We start from the raw sequence: 20997 nt of genomic DNA, 5'->3' as shown, positions 1-20997 counted from the left end.
CTGAGGCTGCCTGGGAGACGCCCCTCTCCCAGGCAGCCTTCATTTGTGCACGGCCCGCTCAGGACGACGCTGACAGCCGCGCGCATGGCCTTGAGTATGGGTAATACGAGGCGGCCATGCGCGCGGATGTCAGCGCCGCCCTGAGCGGGCTCCACCGCCGTTGTTCGGGTTTTCAAGACGTGGCGGCTTGTTGTAGGGCGGTTGTCAGGTCGTCTCTTGCTCTCGCTACTCGGGAGCGGATGGTGCCGATGGGGACGTCCTCTACGGCGGCGGCTTCCTGGTACGAGAGCCCGACGAGCTGCGTCAGCACGAACGCGGAGCGCCGTTCGGGGGGCAGCCGCTCCAGCAGGTCGGCGGTCGCCGACGTGGCGGACGGATCCGCGACTGCCGCGACTTTGGGTACCCGCGCCCGGAGCACGTCGTCCAAGCGCCGCCTGCGGATGACCGAGCGCAGGTGGTCCGCGCAGGTCCGTCGTGCGATCCCGAGCAACCACGTCCGGACGCTGGCCCGCGCGGCGAACCCCGGCAGTGCACGGAACGCCCTCAGATACGTTTCCTGAGTGAGGTCATCGGCGGCATCCGCGTCGACCAGCGAGGCGCAGAACCGCCAGACGTCCGCCTGGGTCGCCCGGACGAACGCAGCGGTGGCCAGCGCATCACCCTGCTGGGCGCGCAACGCCCACTCCGTGACGTCATCGTTGCTGACGTCGTCGAAGGGGCGCACACGATCAGCGTACGGCCGAATCCCCGGGAACCATCGCCGGGCGGCGGACGACTACCCCCGTATGCAGTGCGCTCAGATCAGGGTTGCCCTCTCCGCTCTGGCGGACGACGAAGACCCCGGAATCGACCGGGACGACGTCGACGCCCACCTCACCGGCTGCACCGAGTGCCGCGCCTGGCACGCGGCCGCCGCGGACGCCACCGCGGCGGCACGGGCCGGCTGGCGCCGCGAGGCGGACGTGCCCGACCTCACGGCCGAAGTACTGGCCGCCGTCGCTGCCGATCGTCGCCCACGGAAGGCCGCCCGGGCTGCTCGGGCCGGCGCCGGGGCTCCGGCGGGTCGGAGCCTGGTGCACGCGGGTGTCCTGCGCTGGGCGCTGGGACTGTCGGCGGTGGCGCAGCTGCTGCTCGCGCTCCCCGCCATGCTCGCCGATCCCGGCATCGGCGACGCCGCGTCGCACACCGGCCGGGAGATGGCCTCGTTCGACGTGGCGGTCGCGATCGGCTTCCTGTTCGTCGCCGGACGTCCGGCCTGGGCCAGGGCCCTGGTGCCGCTCGCGGTTGCGCTGGCTGGTTGTCTGTTGCTGACGAGTTCGATCGACGTCATCGACGGGGCCGCGCAACTCGGGCACGAGCTGAACCATCTGCTCGCCGGCGTGCAAGCGGTGCTGGTGTGGTTGCTGGCGCGCACGGATCGAACGCCGGTCGGCCCGGAACCGTTCTCCGGGGACGGGACCGATCGCACGGTTCCTGGCCAGGCATGACGAACGACAGGATGGGGAGAAGCGTGCCGAAGGTCCAGCGGGCCGGTCTGCGACGGCTCAGCAGGCGGACGCTCGTCGTCGGGTTGCTCGCGCTGCTGGCACTCGGCTTCGGGGCGTCCCCGGCACAGGCCCACGCGACGCTGGAGGGCACCGACCCGCCGCGCGGATCGATCGTCGACACCGCGCCGAGCGTCGTCACGATGAACTTCAGCGAGCGCGTCGTGCCGGTCGACGGGCGGATCAAGGTCGTCGCCCCGGACGGCAAGAACGTCGCCGAGGGCGAGCCCACCACGGTCAACAACGGCGCCCGGCTGCGCATCCCGCTGAAGAAGGACCTGGGTGACGGCACGTACCTGGTCAGCTACCGGGTGATCTCCGCCGACGGGCACCCGATCTCCGGCGGTTACACGTTCAGCATCCGGGTGCCGTCGGCGCTCGGCGCCAAGGCTGGCGACCTCAGCGCAGGCGCCGAGTCGGCCTCGGTCGACAGCGGCGTCCGCGCGGTGCAGTCGGTCAGCCGCTACGCCGCGTACGCGGGCGTCGCGTTGCTCGCCGGTCCGCTGGTGATCCTGCTCGGGCTCTGGCCACGACGCCTGGCGACGTCGGGACCGCGACGCCTGGCCTGGACCGGGTGGGGGCTGCTCGTCGGCGGCACCATCGGCACGCTCGTCCTGCAGCAGCCCTACGCGGACGGCGGCACGCTCGCCGACATCTCGGTCAGCGGTATCGGCGGAACGCTCGACGAGACGGTGGGGCGTGCGCTGCTGGCCCGGCTCGGGTTGCTGGTGGCGGCGATCCCGGTGCTGATCCGGGTGTTGCGCCCGGCGGCGTCCGCGGACGGGGACGACCCCGGCTGGGCGGGACCGGTCGACCGGGCGCTGGTCGGAGTGCTCGGCGTCGCGGTGCTGGTCACGTTCCCGTTCGCCGGGCACGCGGGCCAGTCGCCCGCGCCGCTGATCTCGGTTCCGGCGATCACGCTGCACGTCGGCGCGATGGCGGTGTGGCTCGGCGGGCTCGCGGTGCTGGCCCGGTACCTGTTGCCGCGGGCGCGGTACCGGGAACTCGAGGTGATCCTGCCGGTCTGGTCGCGCTGGGCGTTCTGGGCGATCGGTGCGCTGGTGTTCAGCGGCTTGATCGAGACGTTCCTGGAGATCGGCGGATTCGGGGGCCTCGACCGGCTGGTCAACACCGTCTACGGCCAACTCGTGCTGACGAAGGTGATCTGGCTGGGCGCGATCATGGTGGTCGCGGCGAACGCGCGGGCATGGATCCGCCGCCGCTTCGGCATGCCGGTCGCGTACGCCTTGGCCGCGGAGGAGCCCAGCAAGGCCCCCGCCACCAAGGCGGCCAAGGCCAAGGCCAAGGCCCCCGAGGCCAAGGCAGCCAAGGCCCCCGAGACCAAGGCAGCCAAGGCCCCCGAGACCAAGGCGGCCAAGGCGGCCAAGGCCCCCGCGACCAAGGCGGGCAAGAAGCGCGCGCCTGAGCCGGAGACCGCGGACTTCTCGGCGGCGGGTCGCGCCGCCGACGAGATCCGCCGGCTGCGGACGCGAGTCAGCATCGAGGTGCTGCTCGGCGCCGTGGTCCTCGCGCTGGCCACCGCACTGGTGCAGGTCGCGCCGGCCCGCAGCGCCGACGACGCCGCCGAGGCCGCGGCCAACCTGCCGTACAGCGCCCAGGTGAACGCCGGCCCGAACGTGCTGCAGATCGACCTGAGCCCGGCCCGGATCGGGACGAACGAGCTGCACCTCACGGCGTTCGACCAGAACGGCCTGCCGGTCAAGGTCGAGGAGTGGGGCGGCTCGGCGGAGCTGCCCAGCGGCAACGTCTCCACCGACGTCGTCGCGCTGCCGCTCACCGAGAACCACGCGGTGGGTCAGGTGGACCTGCCGCTGGTCGGCGACTGGAAGTTCACGTTCACGCTACGGACGTCCGACATCGACCAGTACAGCGTCACCCGCACGATCACGATCCGCTGAGCCCGGTCGGCGCCCCCGCACGGGGGCGCCGACCGGGTCAGATCATGTCGAGGTCGTGCAGAGCCGCACGGAGGAGTTCGGCCGTTTCCGGGTCGGTCGCCTCGCAGCGCGCCAGCGCCTCCTGCACCCGCAGCCGAGCCCGGTCCAGCGCCGACGTCCGCTCGGTGGTCGCGACCTCGGTCGAGTGCACCCGCTGCTGGAGCAGCTCGGTCCGCTCCAGCAGCAGCCGGTTCTTCTCCCAGAGGTCGATGAACACGCTGACCTTCGCGCGCAGCACCCACGGGTCGAACGGCTTGGCGAGGTAGTCGACCGCACCGGTGGCGTACCCGCGGAACGCGTGGTGCGGCTTCCGGTCGATCGCGGTGAGGAACACGATCGGGATGTGCCGGGTCCGTTCCCGCCGCTTGATGTGCTCGGCGGTCTCGAAACCGTCCATTCCGGGCATTTGGACGTCAAGCAGGATCACCGCGAAGTCGTCGGTGAGCAGGCGCTTCAACGCCTCCTCACCGGACGGCGCGGTCACCAGGTCGTGGTCGAGCCCTTGCAGGATCGCTTCCAGGACGAGCAGGTTCTCGGGGCGGTCGTCGACGAGGAGGACTTTCGCCCGCTTCCGTTCAGTGCTCACGCGGCAGGTCCGGGCGCGCCCGCGTCACGCGTGCACCATCCGGCCATCAGCCGGAGGAGGCGGTCGAGGTCCACGGGCTTCGTGATGTAGTCGCTGGCACCCGCCGCGAGGCTCTTGTCCCGATCGCCGGGCATCGCCTTCGCGGTGAGGAACAGGATCGGCAGCTCGCTGAACCCGGGCATCTTCCGGATCGCCGCTGTCGTCTCGTTACCGTCCATGTCGGGCATCATGACGTCCATCAGGACGAGGTCTACCTCCGGGTGTGCCTGCAACGTCGCGATACCGGCCGCACCGTTGTCGGCGTAGAGCACGGTGAGGCCGTGCAACTCCAGCGCCGACGTGAGCGCGAAGACGTTCCGGACGTCGTCATCGACGATCAGTACGGTCCGTCCGGCGAGCACCGCGGTGTCCACGGTCGGGCCGGCCTTGCCGCGCATCGGCCGCGGCGGCTCCACCTGACGCGGTGCGGGTGTGGGCGGTCGGACGGATTCCTCCGGCGGTGTCGGCCGGGCCGGGCCGGCGGCCTGGGTGATGATCGCGGCGCCGATGTCCTCGGCGTCGACGATGCTGCTCGGGCCCGGGAGCGACGCCCGTAGCGGCCCGGAGTACGTCGACCCGGCGAACAGCCCGTGGTCCTCGTCGTGGAGCCGTTCCAAGCCGCTACCGGGCTCTGCCGCCTCGCCGGGGTACCGCTCCGGCAGGTACAGCGTGAACGTGCTGCCGCGCCCGACGTCGCTCTGCACGGTGATCGACCCGCCGAGCACCCGCGCGATCTCCCGCGAGATCGACAGTCCGAGGCCGGTGCCGCCGTACTTGCGGCTGGTCGAGCCGTCGGCCTGCTGGAACGGGTCGAAGATCAGCTTGAGCTTGTCGGCGGCGACGCCGATGCCGGTGTCGTTGACCGCGAACGCCACCACCCGGTCGGCCGCGTTCAGCGTCGGGCTGGCGAACAGCATGTCCTCCGGACCGACATGGATCGAGAGCGTGACCGTGCCGGCGTCGGTGAACTTCACCGCGTTCGACAGCAGGTTCTTGAGGATCTGCTGCAGGCGCTGCTCGTCGGTGAACAGGTGGTCCGGGACGCCAGGACCACGGTCCACCGCGAACCGCAGGCCCTTCAGCTCGGACTGGGCGCGGAACGTCTGCTCGACGTAGCCGCAGACGTCGTCCAGCGCCACCCGGCCGGCGTGGACGTCCATCTTCCCGGCCTCGACCTTCGACAGGTCCAGGATGTCGTTGATCAGCGTGAGCAGGTCCCACCCGGCGTCGTGGATCGTCCGGGCGAACTCGATCTGCCGCCCGGTGAGGTTCGACTCGGTGTTCTCCGCCAGCAGTCTGGCCAGCACGAGCAGCGAGTTGAGCGGCGTCCGCAGCTCGTGGCTCATGTTCGCCATGAACTCGGTCTTGTACTGCGACGACAGCGCGAGTTGTTCGGCTTTTTCTTCAAGACCCAGCCGGGCCATCTCGATCTCGCGGTTCTTGATCTCGATGTTGCGGTTCTGCTCGCTCAGCAGCGCCGCCTTCTCCTGCAGTTCGGCGTTGGTGCGCTGGAGCTCCATCGACTGCGCCTGCAGCTCCTGGGTGAGCCGCTGCGACTGGGCCAGCAGCTCCTCGGTGCGGGCGTTCGCGATGATCGTGTTCAGGACGACGCCGAGCGTGTCGACCAGCTGCTGCAGGAAGCTCATGTGCAGGTCGGAGAAGCTCTTGAAGCTGGCCAGCTCGATCACGCCGAGCACCCGCTCCTCGAACAGCACCGGGACGATCACCAGGTCGGCGGGCGGCGCCTCACCGAGGCCGGAGCCGATCGTCAGGTAACCCGGCGGCGTCTGCGGGACGCGGATCGACCGCCGCTCCACCGCGGCCTGGCCGACCAGGCCCTCACCCAGCGAGAGCACCGACTCGCCGCGCCGGGGCGCGTACCCGTAGGACGACGCCAGCCGCAGCCGCAGGCCCTCTCGAGTGGCTTCCAGCAGGAAGAACGCGCCCTGCTGAGCGTCCACCACCGGGGTGATCTCGCTCATGATCATCTGGCAGACCTGACGCAGGTCGCGCTGCCCCTGGAGCTGAGCACCGATCCGCGCGAGGTTGGACTTGAGCCAGTCCTGCTCGGCGTTCTTGGTGGTCGTGTCCTTCAGGTTGCTGATCATCTGGTTGATGTTGACCTTGAGCTCGGCGAGCTCACCCTGCGTCTCGACGGTGATCGCCTGGGACAGGTCGCCCCGGGTCACCGCGGTCGCCACGTCCGCGATCGCGCGGACCTGCGTGGTGAGGTTGCCGGCCAGGATGTTCACGCTCTGGGTCAGGTCGCGCCAGGTGCCGGAGACGTCTCGCACCTCCGCCTGGCCGCCGAGCTTTCCTTCGGTGCCCACTTCGCGGGCGACTCGGGTGACCTCGTTGGCGAACGACGAGAGCTGGTCGACCATCGTGTTGACGGTGTTCTTGAGCTCCAGGATCTCGCCCTGGGCGTCGACCGTGATCTTCTGACCGAGGTCACCCTTCGCGACCGCGGTGGTGACCTGGGCGATGTTGCGGACCTGGCTGGTCAGGTTGCCCGCCATCGAGTTGACGTTGTCGGTCAGCTCGCGCCACGTGCCCGAGACGCCGCGGACCTGGGCCTGGCCGCCGAGCCGGCCCTCGGTGCCGACCTCGCGGGCGACTCGGGTGACCTCGTCGGCGAAGGACGAGAGCTGGTCGACCATCGTGTTGACGGTGTTCTTGAGTTCGAGGATCTCGCCCTGCGCGTCGACGGTGATCTTCTGCGTCAGGTCACCCTTCGCCACCGCGGTGGTGACCTGGGCGATGTTGCGGACCTGGCTGGTCAGGTTCCCGGCCAGCTGGTTCACGTTGTTCGTGAGTTCCTGCCAGGTTCCGGAGACGCCGCGGACCTGTGCCTGGCCGCCCAGCTTGCCGTCGGTGCCCACTTCGCGGGCGACTCGGGTGACTTCGTCGGCGAACGAGGAGAGCTGGTCGACCATCGTGTTGACGGTGTTCTTGAGTTCGAGGATCTCGCCGCGGGCGTCGACGGTGATCTTCTGGGTGAGGTCGCCCTTGGCGACGGCGGTGGTGACCTGGGCGATGTTGCGGACCTGGCCGGTGAGGTTCCCGGCGAGCTGGTTGACGTTCTCGGTCAGCTCTTTCCAGGTACCGGAGACCCCGCGAACCTGCGCCTGGCCGCCCAGCTTGCCGTCGGTGCCCACTTCGCGGGCGACTCGGGTGACTTCGTCGGCGAAGGACGAGAGCTGGTCGACCATCGTGTTGACGGTGTTCTTGAGTTCGAGGATCTCGCCCTGCGCGTCGACCGTGATCTTCTGCGTCAGGTCACCCTTCGCCACCGCGGTGGTGACCTGGGCGATGTTGCGGACCTGGCCGGTGAGGTTCCCGGCGAGCTGGTTGACGTTCTCGGTCAGCTCTTTCCAGGTACCGGAGACCCCGCGGACGTGCGCCTGGCCGCCCAACTTTCCGTCGGTGCCCACCTCGCGGGCGACTCGCGTCACCTCGTCGGCGAACGAGGAGAGCTGGTCCACCATCGTGTTGACCGTGCTCTTCACCTCGAGGATCTCGCCCCGGGCGTCCACGGTGATCTTCTGGGTCAGGTCACCACGGGCGACGGCGGTGGTGACCTGAGCGATGTTCCGCACCTGACCGGTCAGGTTCCCGGCCATCGAGTTCACGTTGTCGGTCAGCTCGCGCCACACCCCGGAGACGCCGCGGACCTGGGCCTGGCCGCCGAGCTTTCCTTCGGTGCCCACTTCGCGGGCGACTCGGGTGACCTCGTCGGCGAACGACGAGAGCTGGTCCACCATCCGGTTCACGGTGGTGCCGATGCGGAGGAACTCACCCTTGAGCGGCTGACCGGCGATCTCCAGCGCCATTTTCTGGGTGAGGTCACCGCGGGCCACCGCGTCGATGACGCGAGCCACCTCGGTGGTGGGGCGGGCCAGGTCGTCGATAAGCGAGTTGATCGCCTGCGCGCCCGCGGCCCAGTCGCCGCTGCCGATCGACTCATCGACCCGCTCGGCCATCCGGCCGTCGCGTCCGATGACCCGACTGACCCGTTCGAACTCGCGATTGCGTTTCTCCATGCGGCCGGCGAGCTCGTTGAAGATCTCCGCGATCTCCGCATCCGGGCCGTCCCGCCTGGCCAGCCGCGCGCTGAAGTCACCGCGGCGCAGGGTGTCGAGTGCGCCGGTCAGTTCCCCGAGGATCTCGGGGCGTTCAGCAAGCATCGTCCCACCTTGGGGCGCTGCCGGATCGTCGGCGGGCGCTGACCCGAGCTCTTCGGGACGGCGGTTGCGCCTGCCCCGTTCGGCTGTCGTCATCGTGTGCCTCATCTCGCCGGGTGTCCGTGACGCCGAAGGTTCCGGTGCCGCGTGGACCCCTCCATCTTTGCGTATCACGCACGGTGGAGCGTCGGATCCGATCGGTACCCCCCGATCGGATCACTTCGGGCGCCTCGTGCGATTCACAGTGTCGGACAACGGCCCGAATCGTGCTGGACTCTGCAGCGGTTGGCCCCTGGACGCTAGGGTCTGTCCGGGACTTCCCGAACCGACCCGGCCTGCACCGGGTCGACCGGAGGGTCCTCCCTCGAGTTCGGCACCGGCCGAGCTGTCCCGGGCGGGGGTTTGTACGGCGATAGCTGGGGCAGTGAACGGGCGGCGCAGGACGAGCGGCGCGAGGTGAGCCAGCGGATGGGTCATCAGATGAGTTCTTCGGAACCGGCGGGTTCCGCGGTGGTGTCGAGACGGGCACCACTGCCGGGCGACGCCCGGTCTCCGGCACTGGCCCGCGCGCTGGCCCGCGACGTGGTGGAGGAGTGCGGTCTCGCCTCGCTCGCCGACGAGGTGGCGCTGCTCACCACCGAACTCGCGACGAACGCGGTCGTCCACGCCGGAACCGCGATGCAGATCGAGGTCGTCGGCGACGGGGGCAGCATCACGGTCCGGGTCACCGACGGCAGCCGCGCGGTGCTCGGCCCGTCGCTACCGCCGCCGATGCTGGCCGAGGGTGGTCGTGGCCTGCACCTCGTCGATTCGCTCGCGTCCGAGTGGGGCGTCGCCTATGGCAGGCAGGGCAAGTCGGTCTGGTTCCGCCTCGACGCGGACGACCCGGTGGTGACCCGCGCGGGCTCGGTCCCGACGCCGCCGCCGGTGGACGAACCGGCGGAACCGGTCGAGGCCCGCTGGGGCCTGCGCCGCGAACCCGGCGTCGGGCTGGGACGCAAGATCCGCGGACGCCGCAACGCGACGGTCACCGCGGGTGGCGTCGCCTCCGGCGGCCTCACGATCCGGCCCGCGACGCCGGCACCGGCACCCGCGGTCGCCGAATCCGCGCCCACGCCGGTCCCCGCACCGAAGCAGATGCGACGCCCGGTCGCCGGTCGGAGCGCCGCGGTGGTGCCCGCCGCCGAAGCGGCCGGCTGGCTGACGTACCTCACCGACCGCGTCGTGCACGAGCTGGACTCGACCGAGCTGGCCCAGGAGATCCTCTACCGGGTCTGCGAGGTCACCGGCGCGGCGTTCGGCATCCTCTGGGTGGACGAGGGGTCCGGCGTCAAGGCGCTGGCCTCGGTGGGCATCACCGAGGACCCGATCGACCCGCCGGTCCGGCTCTGGCCGGACGATCCGCCGCGCCCGCGCAACGCCGACCTGCTACCGCCGACCACCGCGCTCGCGGAGGCAGGCGCCGGGGTGGCGCTCTCGGTGGCGCTGCCGTCGAGCCCGCCGATCCGGGGCCGCCTGGAGCTGGGCATGCCCGCGGGCAGCCTGTTCCGGTCGACGGACGCCGTGTTCGCACTGTTGGCCGCCGAGCGCCTGGCGGTGAGCCTGGACGCCGCCCGGCTGCGCGACACCGAGCAGACCCGCCGCGGTGACCTCGCGTTCCTCGCCGACGCCAGCGAGCTGCTCGCGTCGTCGCTCGACGTGGACCTGACGCTCGCGCTGGTCGCGCAGCTGTGCGTGCCGCGCCTGGGCGAGTGGTGCGTGATCCACACCCTCGACGACGCCGGCGATCCCGAGCTGGTCGTCGCCGTGCACAACGACGAGCGTGGCGTCCCCGAGTTGGAGGAGGCGTTTCTCGCGCCGGAGGGCGCGGTTCTGCGGGAGCGCATCCGGGCGGCCACCGTCACGCACGCGGCGACGCCGCTGACCGGCCCACTGTCCGGATTGGTGCTTCCGCTCACCGCGCGGCGCGAGGTCGTCGGCACGATGTCGATCGGTGACCCGCCGGGGCGTCGGCACACGTCCGAGGAGGTCGCGATCGCGGTCGACCTGGCGCGGCGGGCCGCGCTGTCGGTCGACAACGCGCGGCTCTACTCCGAGCGCGACTCGGTGGCCGAGGCGCTGCAGAGCGCGTTGCTCCCGGCGTCGCTGCCGGTCGCGGAGGGGCTGGAGTTCGCGGCGCAGTACCGGCCGGCCGGGGCGAGCAACGAGGTCGGTGGTGACTTCTACGACGTCCTGCCGCTGGGCGACGACCGGTGGCTGTTGGCGATCGGGGACGTGTGCGGCAAGGGGCCGCAGGCCGCGTCGGTGACCGGCATGGTGCGGGACGTGCTGCGCACGCTCGCGCGCGAGGGGCGCGACCTGCCGTACGCGCTGGCCGCGCTGAACCGCGCGCTGGTGGAGGAGGCCGACCTGGTGCGGGAAGGCGGCGGGCCATCCACCGGCCAGACGGTGTTCTGCACGGTCGCGGCCGCGCTGGCCGAGCGTCGGGAGGGCGGGCTGCGGGTGCGGCTCTGCCTGGCCGGGCATCCGCTGCCGATCCTGGTCCGCGCGAGCGGGGGAGCGGAGCCGGTCGGCATCGGCGGGATGGCCGCGGGGCTGGCCGATCACATCGAGGTCGAGGAGTCCGTGGTCGACCTCGGGCCGGGGGACACGCTGGTCTTCTTCACCGACGGCGTGACCGAGCGTCGCCGCGGTGACCTGCAGTTCGGCGAGGAGGGGGTGGCCGAGGTGCTGGCCAGGGTCGCCGGCCTGCCGGCCGCCGACATCGCCGCCCGCCTGCGGACCGCCGCCACCGACTTCGGCGACGGTCCCCTGCGCGACGACCTCGCGATTCTCGTGCTCCGCGCGGCGCCCTAGTCGCCCGCTGCCCACAGGCCCGTGAGCTGCCGCTCCTGGACCGGCGCGGGTTCGACGCTGATCGAGATCACCGCGACGTCGTCGTAGCCCGGCGGGTCGAACTCGTTCATCAGGTTCCGCACCCACCGCACCAGCGACTTCGCGTTGTTGTGGGGCCGGTCCGCGAGCGCGGCGGCCAGCCGTCCTTCGCCGAAGCGCTGCCCGTAGCGGCGGGCGTCGGTGATGCCGTCGGTGTAGAACAGCAACCCGTCGCCGGGCCCGAGCAGCGTCTCCAGCGTCGGGTACTGGCTGTCGGGCAGCCACCCGAGCATCGGACCGGACTCGGTGAGCCGCTCGATGCTGCCGTCGGCGCGGCACACCACGGCCGGCGGGTGCCCGCCGTTCGCGAGCCGGACCTGCGCCGATCCGCTGTCGGTCTGCTCGATCACGCAGAACACCGCGGTGCAGTACCGGGGCACGTCCTGCCCGGCCTGGTCGGCGACGATCGTCTCGTTCAGCGCGGCCATCACCAGCGACGGATCCGACGTCTGGATCGCCGCGCCTCGCAGCGCGTAGCGGGCGAGCGACGTCAGCGCTGCGGCGTTCACGCCCTTGCCGGAGACGTCCCCGATCGAGATCGCCCACCGCCGGCCGCCCAGCGGGAAGACGTCGTAGAAGTCACCGCCGACCTCCTGCAGCGGAGCCGCGTGGTAGAACGCCGACAACTCCATCCCGGGTACCTGCGGCATCCGCGGCGGCAGCAGCGTCTGCTGGAGCGTGCGGGCGACCTCCTCGACCTGCCCCTTCGACCGCTGCACCTCCTCACGCCGACGCCGTTCCAGCCGCACCTCACGGATCGCCGACAGCCGCAGCTCCAACTCGTCCACCACGATCGACGCGAGGTCGCCGAGCGTCTCCAACTCGGTGTCGCCCGTCTGCCGCGGCACCCGGTCGATCACGTTGACCGTGCCGAGGTTGTAGCCGTCGCTGGTGGTGATCGGCGCGGCCGCGTAGTAGCGAAGCCCGAACTCACCGCGGACCAACGGGTTGTTGTAGGCGACCGGGTCGAGCGTGGCGTCCTCGATCGCGGTGGGCCCGTCGACGAGAATTGCAGATGCACAGAGTCCCGGGTCACGGCCTATCTGAGTGACGTCGACGCCATGGGTGGCCTTGAACCAGATCCGGTCTTCGTCCACGATCGTCACCGTGGCGACGGGAACCTCGAAGATGCGTGCGGCGAGTGCCGCAATGCGGTCGAATGCCCCGTCGGGGGGCGTATCGAGGATGTCGTATCGACGGACCGCCCGCAGTCGCTCGGCCTCGTTGGGCGGAATCAGGCCGCTCACCTGGGGGCGGGCCTGGTCACCAGCGGAGGCTGCGCTCTCGGCGTCGGTCATTTCGCCCTCCTCGAGGGGTATCCGTTGACACGTGCTGAAGGGGTGGAGATGAACTTGTCCGTCGTGGTGAGTAATGCCGGAGAGGCCAGTAACGTCGGCGTTCTCCGGCTCTCCGGGGAACTCGACATTGCCACGTCCGGCACCCTGCGCCAATCCCTCGACGCGTTGCGTAACGAGGGTCGGGAGAGCCTCGTTCTGGACCTGAGTGGCGTGACCTTCTGCGATTCGACCGGCCTCGGCACGGTTGCGACGCACGCCCGGTGGGTGATGAGCGTCGGTGGTGCGCTCGTCGTCTGTGGGCTGCGGCCGGACGTCGAGGCCGTGTTCGCGATCTCCGGCCTGTCCACCGTACTGCCGACGGCGAACTCGCTCGACCACGCGGTCGAACTGGCCGCGGCGGGAACGTCACCCAACTAACACCCGCTCCGAACGGAGCAGAACTGCGCCTGTGCCATAGTCCTATCAAACTGGTAGGGCTTATGTGCTTTACTGGACTCATGGGTCAGGAGTGCTTTCTGGGGCAGGCGGGGCTGGCGAGGCATGCGCCCTCCGGCGGCGTACCGCGATGTCGCAAATCGGTTGTCTGACGCATCCGACCGATAACCGCGACAACCCGGAGAGCATGATGACGATCAACGACACCCTGCCCGCTCCCACGGTGCCCGGGCTCCGGCTCGGATCGCTGCTGCAGCGCCTGGTCGCCGAGGTGGACTGGCAGTCACAGGTCCGGTACGACGTCGACCGCCGCTGGTACGGCCGCCTGGACGTCGGCGACGTCCTGGGCGGCGACACCGTGGAGGCGTGGCTGCTGAGCTGGTGGCCCGGACAGCGGACCGGCCTGCACGACCACGGCGGCTCCGCGGGCGGCTTCGCCGTCGTCCGTGGCAGGCTCCGCGAGAACACGGTCTGGGCGCCCGCGAGCGCGCTGCCGCAGCTGCGCGGCCGCGTGCTCCAGGCGTCCGAGCAGCGGGTGTTCGGCCCCCGCCACCTGCACGACGTCGTCAACGACGGCGCCGAGCCCGCGGTCAGCATTCACCTCTACTCGCCGCGGCTGACCAGCATGACCCGCTACCGCTGGACCGAGCACGGTCCCGAGGTGACCTCCGTCGAGAAGGCGGGCACCGATTGGTGACGAGCAGTACCGACGCCGGGCCGACTCCACGGAGTCGGCCCGGCATCTTTTTTGGGGTGTGTCCGTCAACATGCAGCGGACGTGGCTGGCCGGGTTTGGGGGCTAGCACGGTTGCGACGCCGAGGGGGAGCAGTGGTTGACCCGTCCGCTGCGCGTCCGCCTCTGCCCGCGCCGAGACCGAAGGTGCGGAGCGACGCCGTGGCGCGGCGTCTGCTCGCCGAGGAGCGCGTGCTGGCCTCGTGGCTCGACATCCTCGTTGCGGACGGTCTGGTACCGGACCGATCGGCGACCTTGAACCCCTTTTAGGGGCATTCTTCGGGCATGTGGGTCGGTTCGCGCCGCCCGGGGTATGTCCGGTGAACCGTTCGTTCGTGCTGGTCAGCACCAACGGTTGAGCGCGAACGGTACGGCCGGTCAACGTGGACTCGACCACTCTCGACGGACGCGTTTCCCCAGCTAGACTCCGGCAACCGAGGTCGCGGTCGCCAAACAACCGGCCTTCTCGGGGGAGAAGGCGGGTTCTTTCTTAGGGCTAGCACGGTGGAGAGGCCCCTTTCGGGCCTGACAGCGTGAGGGCCTCTCGGCAATCGCGGTTCACCGACCGCGGTCGGTCTGCGGTACCAGGGGGAACCGCGAGGGGGGACGGAGGCGCAGTACTTCATGGCGGCGAGGGTGTTCGCGCCGCGCCGCACGGCTGAGCCGCGCCGACAGGGCGGCGGCGCCGCGCGGACGGCAGCGGTTGAGGTTCGGGGCGGGGGCCCCGCGGACCGGTCCGACGCGGACGACAAAATGGACGGTAAAGACGACAGCGGAAGCGCCCAGGTAGGACGGAGCGCGGCACCGGCCGCGGGCACCGTCGCGCAGGACGCCCTGGACGCCTCCGCCGCACGCATCGCGCTGATCTTCCGGGTGGCGTGGTCGGCGCTCACTCCGGCGCTGGCCTATCCGCAGGCGATCGCGGCGGGCGGCGTCGACGCGTGGCAGCACGCCGCGGTGGCGAGCACCGTCGTCTGGGGCGCGTCGTACGCCTGGTTCCTCCGGCACGGCCGATTAGTGCCGTGGGTAGCGGTCGCCGACAGCCTGCTTTTCTGCGCGTACCTGGCGCTCGCGCCGTGGATCCTGCCCGCCGCGGCGGTCGGTGACCCGACGACGTGGGTGGTCGGCGGCGCCAGCGTCGCGATCTTCGTCGCGTCGTGGTCGCTGGCTCCGGTCTGGACGATCCTGCTCGCGGTGGCGGAGAGCGCGGCGTTCCTGGTCGGCGTCGTCGCGGCGGGCAAGCCGCTGATCGGCAGCCACGACAACCAGGCGGCGATCTTCGTCCTGCAGGGTTTCCTCGCGGTCGCGGTGATGCGGCTGATCCGCGGCGGCGCGCGCCGCGCGGACGCCACGCTCGACCACGTCGCACGGGCCCGCGCCGAGCTGACCGTCGAACGCAGCCGCCTGCACAGCCGGCGGCAGTTCGAACGCAACCTGCACGACACCGTGCTCAGCACGCTGACCGTCGTGGCCAGGGGAACGCTGGCCGACCGGCCCGACCTGGTGCGCGCCCGGTGCGGACGCGACCTGGCCCTGCTCGACCGGCTCGACCTCGACCGGCTCGACGCGGCCCCGGAGACGTCGGGGTTGTTCGCGAGCATCGGCTGGGAAGCGGGCTGCCGTGCGATGTCGGTCCGGCTGTCGCTCCCCGGCGAGGAACCACGCCTTCCGCCGGATGTCGTCGAAGCGATCGCCGGCGCGGTACGCGAGAGCCTGTCGAACGTCGAACGGCACGCCGGGGTCAACGACGCGGAGCTGACCGGCACCGCGGTCGACGGCGGCGTCCGAATCGTGATCTCCGACCACGGCAAGGGCTTCGACCCGACCGCGACCACGGCCGACCAGACCGGCGTCCGCCGGTCGATTGTCGAGCGAATGGCGGCGGTCGGTGGCCGGGCGCGGATCGACTCGGCGGTCGGCCGCGGCACCGAGGTGACGCTGAGCTGGCGGTCGCCCGACGGGCCCGGCCCCGCCGTCCCCGCGCGCAGGCGCCCGGAGCCCGACGAAGCCGCGGTCGCCGCCGGCTACCGGGCCGGGATGGCCTGGGCGCTGGTCGTCATCGCGCTGGTCTGGCACCTGTACTGCGGCTCGCTCCTGCTCGCCTCGCGCGACGCCTATCAGCCGCTCTGGCTCGAGGTGGCGGCCTGGCTGACGATCCTCGCGGTCGTGGTCGGCGTCGCGGTCCGCGGCCCGACCAAGCCGCTCCCGGTCGCCGGGATGATCGGCGCACAGCTGCTGGTGCTCGCGGCGGCGGCCGGTGGCCTCGCCGCGATCGACGGATCCGACCAGGTCGTGCTCTGGATCAACTGGATTCCGGGTGACATCGGCTGGCCGCTGGCGCTCGTCGCGCTGCACCGGCCGATCACCGAGTATCTCGGCTGGTCGGCGCTGGTCGTCGCGCTCTGCGTGGGTGCGGTGCTCGCCCAGATGGGCCCGGACGCCCAGGCGATCGGCCGGATCGTCACCGCGCTGCTCTGCGCGCTGGTCCTGCAACTGGCCGCGGTGGTGGCGTACGGCCTGGTGCGGCGGAACGGCGCGCTGGCCGAGGCCGGTGTGCAGGAGGCGGCCAGGATCTCCGACAGCCGCCAGTCGCTGGCCGCGGTGGCGCGAGACCGGCAGCGGTGGCAGCGCGAGCTCGGGGCCTCGCTGCGTCCGCTGGTCCGCGCGCTGGCCCACGGCGCGCTCGACCCCGCCGACCACGAGGTGCGGGCGCGATGCGCGATCGAGGCCAGCCGGCTGCGGGCCATGCTCTCCGAACTCACCGAGGCCGGTGAACATTCGGTCTGGCGCCGGGACATGGTCTCGTCGTTCTCCGGCGCCGCCGCCGACCGATCGGCCACGCTGGAGGCGCGGATCGCCCCCGACTTCGGCGAGGTACCCGAACCGGTGCGCGCCGAGTTGGTGGCAGTGGTCCTCGCGATCCTGCGGCTGACCAGCCCTGGTGAGGCGGTGGTGACGTTGAGCGGCTGCACGGAGGACGCCTCCGCGACCGTGCTGCTCCCGGTCGCGTCCGAGCGGTCGGCGGTCAAAGCAGCGATGTGGACGTTGCTGAACCGGGTCCGGGCAGCGATACCCGGCACGGTCAGCACGGATGTCGAAGAACCGGGTTCGAGCAGTTTCTGGGTGGAGGTGAGGTGGGTCTCATGATCACAGTGGCTGCTGTCGACGACGACCCGTTGGTCTTGCAAGGGCTCCCGGCCTGGCTGGCGCCGGCCGACACCGGACTCGTGGTGGTCGATCTCGCCCAGTCCGTGGACGAGCTCCTCCAGGGGCGGGGACGGGGTGCGGACGTCGTCCTGCTGGACGTCTGGTTGGGTGACGGAAGCGCGGTCGGCGACAACGTGCGCGCGGTGACCGCTGCCGGCCCCGCCGTCGTGACGATCAGCACGCAGGACGTCACCGACTTGATCGTCGAGTCGATCGAGGCCGGCGCGTTGTCCTACGTGCACAAGAGCCTCGACCCGACCGAGATCAGGAACGCGGTGCGCGCGGCCGCCATCGGGCACAAGTTCATGACGCCCGCGCTGGCGTTCGCGCTCCGCAGCGACCGGCGGCCCACCCGGCCGTCGCTGAGCCTGCAGGAGACCGAGTCGCTCCGCCTGTACGCGTCCGGATTGCGGATGACCGACGTGGCACGCCGGCTCGGGGTCAAACCCTCGACGGCGAAGGGCTACCTCGACCGGGTCCGGGCGAAGTACGACGATGCGGGCCGGGCCGCGCGCACGAAGCTGGACCTTCGCGAGCGCGCCCTCGAGGACGGGATCCTGCGTCCGTCACCGGCCCTCGGGCCGCGGGCGATCCGTCGGATTCCTAGCTGAGAGCGCGCCGATGACCACTGTTCAGCGGGCGCGAGCCCCACGGGCGAGCGCCGAGACTTTGAGTCCACGCTCTCTCTCGTCACAGCCGGTCACAGATTCCCGTACTGCACCAGGAAGCTGAACGGAGTCGAGGTGGTCGTCGTCTCGGCGGGTCCGGCCCGCCTCACACCGGATCGGGACACCGCGGAAGTCGCGCGTGTGGTCTGGACCGCGCTCACGCGTCAGCGGCAGCAGCTGCACCAGGGACGTCGTTGCACGGCGTCCCGCAGCCCGCTGCTGCGAAACGCGCACTCACAGCACTGCTTGGTCTGCGACGAGCTCGCGCTGGACGCCCAGGAGCGGGTCGTGGCGGCCTGGCAGCGCCAGCCCGCGCGCGAGCCGTGGACGCAGGCGCGCATCGTCAGCTGCGCCCAGTCGGTGCTCGCCGACCGGGTGCGGACCCGGCTGTCGGTGGCCGGCCTGGTCGCCCGGCCGGAACGCTGGCTCGATCAGCGGTCGTTCCTGCCGCACGTCGACCCGACCGGGCGGGTGCTGCTGGTCGCGCTGATCGTCAGCGTCGGGTACTACACGTGTATCCCGACGTCCGGCGGGCGGGTCCGGCTCGGGCCCGCGGTGGTCGCTCCGCTGGTCGACGGAGTGCGGCGGGGCGCGTTCGCGTCGGCGCTCACCCGGGCCTGGCCCACGGACGCCGAGCCCGACCTGGCGGCGTGCGCCGGGCACCTCGCGGCGGCGCTGATCGCCTGGCGGGACGCGCGGCCCGAGCAGTACGCGGCGCTGGTGGATCTCGCCGAGGCCAACCGCACCGTGCTCAGCCTGGACGTCGCCGGGCTGCGATCCGACGTCGAGTTCACGCACCTGGCCGGGGGGCCCGCGGGTGACGACGTCGCCGAGGTGGTGATCGAGCAGCGGGGGCGGTGGGTGGTGGGCACCGAGCACGTCGCGGCGGCCGGCGCGTTACTCGGCCGCTTCCTCGACCGGGTGCGGGAGCTGGCACGCGAGGCCGAGCAGCGGCCGCGCAGCGGCGTGCTGGCCGAGGATGGCGAGCTGTCGCGGCGTCCGCCGAGCGGCCCGGCGCCGGGGGAGTTGCGGATGCTGCTGGTCGAGGAGGCCGAGAAGCTCGCCGCCGAGGGGAACGGCCCGGCGTGGCTCTGGCAGCTACGCGACCGGCCCGCCGTGGTCACCGCCCTGATCGACCACGCCACGGAGCTGTTCTGACCGGGCGGCCCGGGCCGGCTCAGCCGGCGATCGGGAGCGCCGAGCGGGCGCTGATCCGGTCGGCGATCGTGACGGCCTGCGCCCGGATCTCCGGGATCGCGGTCGTCTCGTAGCGCGAGCCACGGCGGAGCGGGCCGAGCGTCCAGAGACCGGGCACCGGCTCGCCGTCGGCGCCGATCAACTGGCCGTCGTCGGTGGTGGCGAACCCGATGCGGTGGGCGTCGGGGCTGGTCAGGCCGTCGGCGGCGAGCTGACGGGCAAGCGGGTCTGGGTGTCCGACCCAGGCGCCGGGCCCGCGGCAGTCCACGACCGCGTCGGCGGTGAGCGGAACCGGCCGACCGGTGCCGCGTGGCGTCCAGGTGACCGTCGCCCCGTGCGGTGTTGACTCGACGCGCGAGATCGAGCCGGCCACCACCCGCAACCGGCCCTCGATCGTCAGTCGCCGTAGCTGCGCGCCGATCACCGGAGCCATCCGGTGGCGGTGGATCTCCCAGAGCCGCGACAGGTGGCGGAGGAAGCGGTCCTGCTCGGTCACCGGCAAGCCGGTCCAGAGCCGGTCGACGTCCGGCCGTAGCCCGTCCACGACGCCGCGCCAGTCACCGCCGGTCCGGGCGTGGAGGTCGACCGCGTGGCGGATCTGCCCGAGCAGCTCCCGGCTGGTGTGGCCGGAGACCTTCGGCGGCACCGGGCGCGGCGGCGGATCGACGTGGATGCGCGGCAGGAGCCCGTGCCGGGAGATCGCGACGAGCTGCCCGGTGTGCCCGCGCCCGGCCAGCGTCACCAGGACGTCGACGGCGGTCAGGCCGGTGCCGAGCAGCACGACGTCGTCGGACGGGTCGATCCGGTCGAGCGCGCCCGGACACCACGGGTCGATGTCGGCGGTGCGGGTCGGGGGGTGGCCGAGCGCCAGCACGACGTCGGAAGCGGACAGCGCGCCCCCGTCCGCCAGCCGGACGACGCGCACGCTCCCGGCGTCCTCGACCGCGACCGCGCGGCCCCGCACGACCCGCACCCGGCCGCCGGACCGGCGCACGGTGTTCTCCAGCGCCTCGGCCAGGTAGCGACCGTAGGTCGCGCGCGGGGCATAACCGGCCGGACCGCAGTACAGGCCGTGCTCGCGGCACCACTCGAGGAAGTGGCCCGGCCGGTCGGGGTAGAGGCTCATCGTCTCGGTGCGCGAGTTGAGGAGGTGGCCGTAGTCGGTCGTCGAGTACGCGACCCCGCGGCCGACCGTCGGAGCGGACTCGACCACGGTCACCGGTCCGTCCGCCTGCGCGGCGAGCCGGACGGCGGTGAGCACACCGCTCGCACCGGAACCGATCACCACGGTGCCGCCCACAGACCTCTCCACCGTCATGCCACGACCCTAGTCTCAGATTCCCTACCTATCAAGTAGGCAAACCAGGTGGGGGCCGGTTTTACGCGCGTGAAACGGCCCACCACCGTACGGTGGCGGGCCGTGTACGACGGGTGCTCAGCCGAAGTAGAACGTCGCGGCGCGGGCGTCGCGCGGTTCGTTCGCCGGCTCCTCCGGGGGTCCGACGGCCTCCTGCATCAACGCGGGGCCGGCGAAGTTGCGCAATACCTTCAGCACCGACCAGAGCGTGTGGTCGCGGCGCATGTAGAGACCGCCGCGGTACTGCACCATCCCGACGTGCTGCAGCGGGCCGAGGGCGCTGCGCACCGTCGACTCGGGCAGGTGGAGTTCGGCCGCGCAGCTGTCGACGCCGAACAGCCCGCCGTGTGCGGGGGCCATCCGGTCGATCCAGAGCGCGATGCGGACCCGGTCCGCGTCGCCGAAGACGTCGGCGAACGCCTGTTCCGGGGGGTCCGCGAGGCCCGCGTCGTGGTCGCTCCACAGAGCGCGGACCGGTTGTGCCGGGGCGGTGTTGTACGCAGTTCCGACAGCACTACCAGTGCCGGTGGTCTGGGTGCCCATCATCGTCATCCAGCCGCTCCCTTCCTCGGGCGGGATCGCCGCCGCTGTCGCCTCCCCTCGGGCGAACCACTCCCACGAAAGCATATAAAACCGACGAAAAGGAGTCTTAGTGTCAAGTTTTTCGATCAAGAACGCCAGTAATGCCAGATCGTCTGTTTCAGGTGTTTACTGGAGTGCTATTTAGGGGCGTCCGGGACATTTGCTCGTTACGTTGCGCGACGTCCTCTGGCGGAGCGTGTCGGACGACTGGGGATATCGGGTATCTCGGTAGCGGCGACGGGCCATCATGGGACCGTCAGCGGCGACGGAGAGGA

Annotated in this window: 14 protein-coding genes; 8 read left to right on the top strand and 6 right to left on the bottom strand. The window is 71.4% G+C overall.

The genetic code is table 11. The annotated features are described in order from the left end of the window. Positions 1–172 precede the first annotated feature (172 nt). The gene (locus tag BUB75_RS17025; RefSeq protein ID WP_218617571.1) at positions 173–724 is read right to left on the bottom strand and encodes a sigma-70 family RNA polymerase sigma factor; all 552 of its coding nucleotides are present in this window, start codon (positions 722–724) and stop codon (positions 173–175) included. Positions 725–785: 61 nt separating this feature from the next. On the opposite strand from BUB75_RS17025, the gene BUB75_RS17020 reads away from it, so the two are divergent. Together BUB75_RS17020 and BUB75_RS17015 are read left to right on the top strand one after the other, a co-directional pair. Further along, the gene (locus BUB75_RS17020; protein ID WP_073258201.1) at positions 786–1487 is read left to right on the top strand and encodes a zf-HC2 domain-containing protein; all 702 of its coding nucleotides are present in this window, start codon (positions 786–788) and stop codon (positions 1485–1487) included. 23 nt (positions 1488–1510) lie between these two features. Next, positions 1511–3463 carry a copper resistance CopC/CopD family protein gene (locus BUB75_RS17015; protein WP_073258199.1) on the top strand — a complete coding sequence of 651 codons (1953 nt, stop codon included), beginning with the start codon at positions 1511–1513 and terminating at the stop codon, positions 3461–3463. Positions 3464–3500: 37 nt separating this feature from the next. Here BUB75_RS17015 and BUB75_RS17010 read toward each other — a convergent pair whose 3' ends face one another. Together BUB75_RS17010 and BUB75_RS17005 are read right to left on the bottom strand one after the other, a co-directional pair. Then, the gene (locus BUB75_RS17010) at positions 3501–4088 is read right to left on the bottom strand and encodes a response regulator (protein ID WP_084741324.1); all 588 of its coding nucleotides are present in this window, start codon (positions 4086–4088) and stop codon (positions 3501–3503) included. Then, positions 4085–8314: a HAMP domain-containing protein gene (locus BUB75_RS17005; RefSeq protein WP_073258197.1), complete on the bottom strand. Its 4230-nt coding sequence runs from the start codon at positions 8312–8314 to the stop codon at positions 4085–4087. The genes BUB75_RS17010 and BUB75_RS17005 overlap by 4 nt, the downstream gene beginning before the upstream one ends. Positions 8315–8791: 477 nt before the next feature. Here BUB75_RS17005 and BUB75_RS17000 point away from each other — a divergent pair, with 477 nt between their 5' ends. Continuing rightward, positions 8792–11167, top strand: coding sequence for a SpoIIE family protein phosphatase (locus BUB75_RS17000; RefSeq protein ID WP_073258195.1), 2376 nt, complete (start codon positions 8792–8794; stop codon positions 11165–11167). Here the strand turns inward: BUB75_RS17000 and BUB75_RS16995 are convergent. Further along, positions 11164–12543 carry a PP2C family protein-serine/threonine phosphatase gene (locus BUB75_RS16995; protein ID WP_084741320.1) on the bottom strand — a complete coding sequence of 460 codons (1380 nt, stop codon included), beginning with the start codon at positions 12541–12543 and terminating at the stop codon, positions 11164–11166. The two genes, BUB75_RS17000 and BUB75_RS16995, sit on opposite strands and share 4 nt — an antisense overlap. Positions 12544–12591: 48 nt before the next feature. Here BUB75_RS16995 and BUB75_RS16990 point away from each other — a divergent pair, with 48 nt between their 5' ends. The 5 genes from BUB75_RS16990 to BUB75_RS16970 all read left to right on the top strand — a co-directional run bounded on the left by BUB75_RS16990 (position 12592) and on the right by BUB75_RS16970 (position 18744). After that, the gene (locus BUB75_RS16990) at positions 12592–12960 is read left to right on the top strand and encodes an STAS domain-containing protein (protein ID WP_073258516.1); all 369 of its coding nucleotides are present in this window, start codon (positions 12592–12594) and stop codon (positions 12958–12960) included. Between the two features lie 208 nt (positions 12961–13168). After that, positions 13169–13675 (top strand): cysteine dioxygenase, encoded by a 507-nt coding sequence (locus BUB75_RS16985; protein WP_073258193.1) that lies wholly within the window; start codon positions 13169–13171, stop codon positions 13673–13675. Between the two features lie 789 nt (positions 13676–14464). Beyond that, positions 14465–16858, top strand: coding sequence for a sensor histidine kinase (locus BUB75_RS16980; RefSeq protein ID WP_143175251.1), 2394 nt, complete (start codon positions 14465–14467; stop codon positions 16856–16858). Continuing rightward, the gene (locus tag BUB75_RS16975; RefSeq protein ID WP_073258189.1) at positions 16855–17529 is read left to right on the top strand and encodes a response regulator transcription factor; all 675 of its coding nucleotides are present in this window, start codon (positions 16855–16857) and stop codon (positions 17527–17529) included. The genes BUB75_RS16980 and BUB75_RS16975 overlap by 4 nt, the downstream gene beginning before the upstream one ends. Before the next feature lie 132 nt (positions 17530–17661). Further along, positions 17662–18744 carry a hypothetical protein gene (locus BUB75_RS16970; protein ID WP_073258187.1) on the top strand — a complete coding sequence of 361 codons (1083 nt, stop codon included), beginning with the start codon at positions 17662–17664 and terminating at the stop codon, positions 18742–18744. A 19-nt stretch (positions 18745–18763) separates the two neighbouring features. Here BUB75_RS16970 and BUB75_RS16965 read toward each other — a convergent pair whose 3' ends face one another. Together BUB75_RS16965 and BUB75_RS16960 are read right to left on the bottom strand one after the other, a co-directional pair. Next, a complete protein-coding gene (locus tag BUB75_RS16965; protein WP_073258185.1) occupies positions 18764–20101 on the bottom strand; it encodes an FAD/NAD(P)-binding protein in 1338 nt (445 codons plus the stop codon). A gap of 117 nt (positions 20102–20218) precedes the next feature. Further along, the gene (locus BUB75_RS16960; RefSeq protein ID WP_073258183.1) at positions 20219–20692 is read right to left on the bottom strand and encodes a hypothetical protein; all 474 of its coding nucleotides are present in this window, start codon (positions 20690–20692) and stop codon (positions 20219–20221) included. Positions 20693–20997 lie beyond the last annotated feature (305 nt).

Source organism: Cryptosporangium aurantiacum (assembly GCF_900143005.1).
Lineage (GTDB): Bacteria > Actinomycetota > Actinomycetes > Mycobacteriales > Cryptosporangiaceae > Cryptosporangium > Cryptosporangium aurantiacum.
This window is presented reverse-complemented; position numbering and strand designations above follow the sequence as displayed.

Coding starts and splice junctions, on each gene's coding strand:
- BUB75_RS17020 (WP_073258201.1), top strand. CDS start 786: ATGCAGTGCGCTCAGATCAGGGTTGCCCTCTCCGCTCTGGCGGACGAC.
- BUB75_RS17005 (WP_073258197.1), bottom strand. CDS start 8,314: ATGCTTGCTGAACGCCCCGAGATCCTCGGGGAACTGACCGGCGCACTC.
- BUB75_RS17000 (WP_073258195.1), top strand. CDS start 8,792: ATGAGTTCTTCGGAACCGGCGGGTTCCGCGGTGGTGTCGAGACGGGCA.
- BUB75_RS16995 (WP_084741320.1), bottom strand. CDS start 12,543: ATGACCGACGCCGAGAGCGCAGCCTCCGCTGGTGACCAGGCCCGCCCC.
- BUB75_RS16990 (WP_073258516.1), top strand. CDS start 12,592: ATGAACTTGTCCGTCGTGGTGAGTAATGCCGGAGAGGCCAGTAACGTC.
- BUB75_RS16985 (WP_073258193.1), top strand. CDS start 13,169: ATGACGATCAACGACACCCTGCCCGCTCCCACGGTGCCCGGGCTCCGG.
- BUB75_RS16980 (WP_143175251.1), top strand. CDS start 14,465: ATGGACGGTAAAGACGACAGCGGAAGCGCCCAGGTAGGACGGAGCGCG.
- BUB75_RS16975 (WP_073258189.1), top strand. CDS start 16,855: ATGATCACAGTGGCTGCTGTCGACGACGACCCGTTGGTCTTGCAAGGG.
- BUB75_RS16965 (WP_073258185.1), bottom strand. CDS start 20,101: ATGACGGTGGAGAGGTCTGTGGGCGGCACCGTGGTGATCGGTTCCGGT.
- BUB75_RS16960 (WP_073258183.1), bottom strand. CDS start 20,692: ATGACGATGATGGGCACCCAGACCACCGGCACTGGTAGTGCTGTCGGA.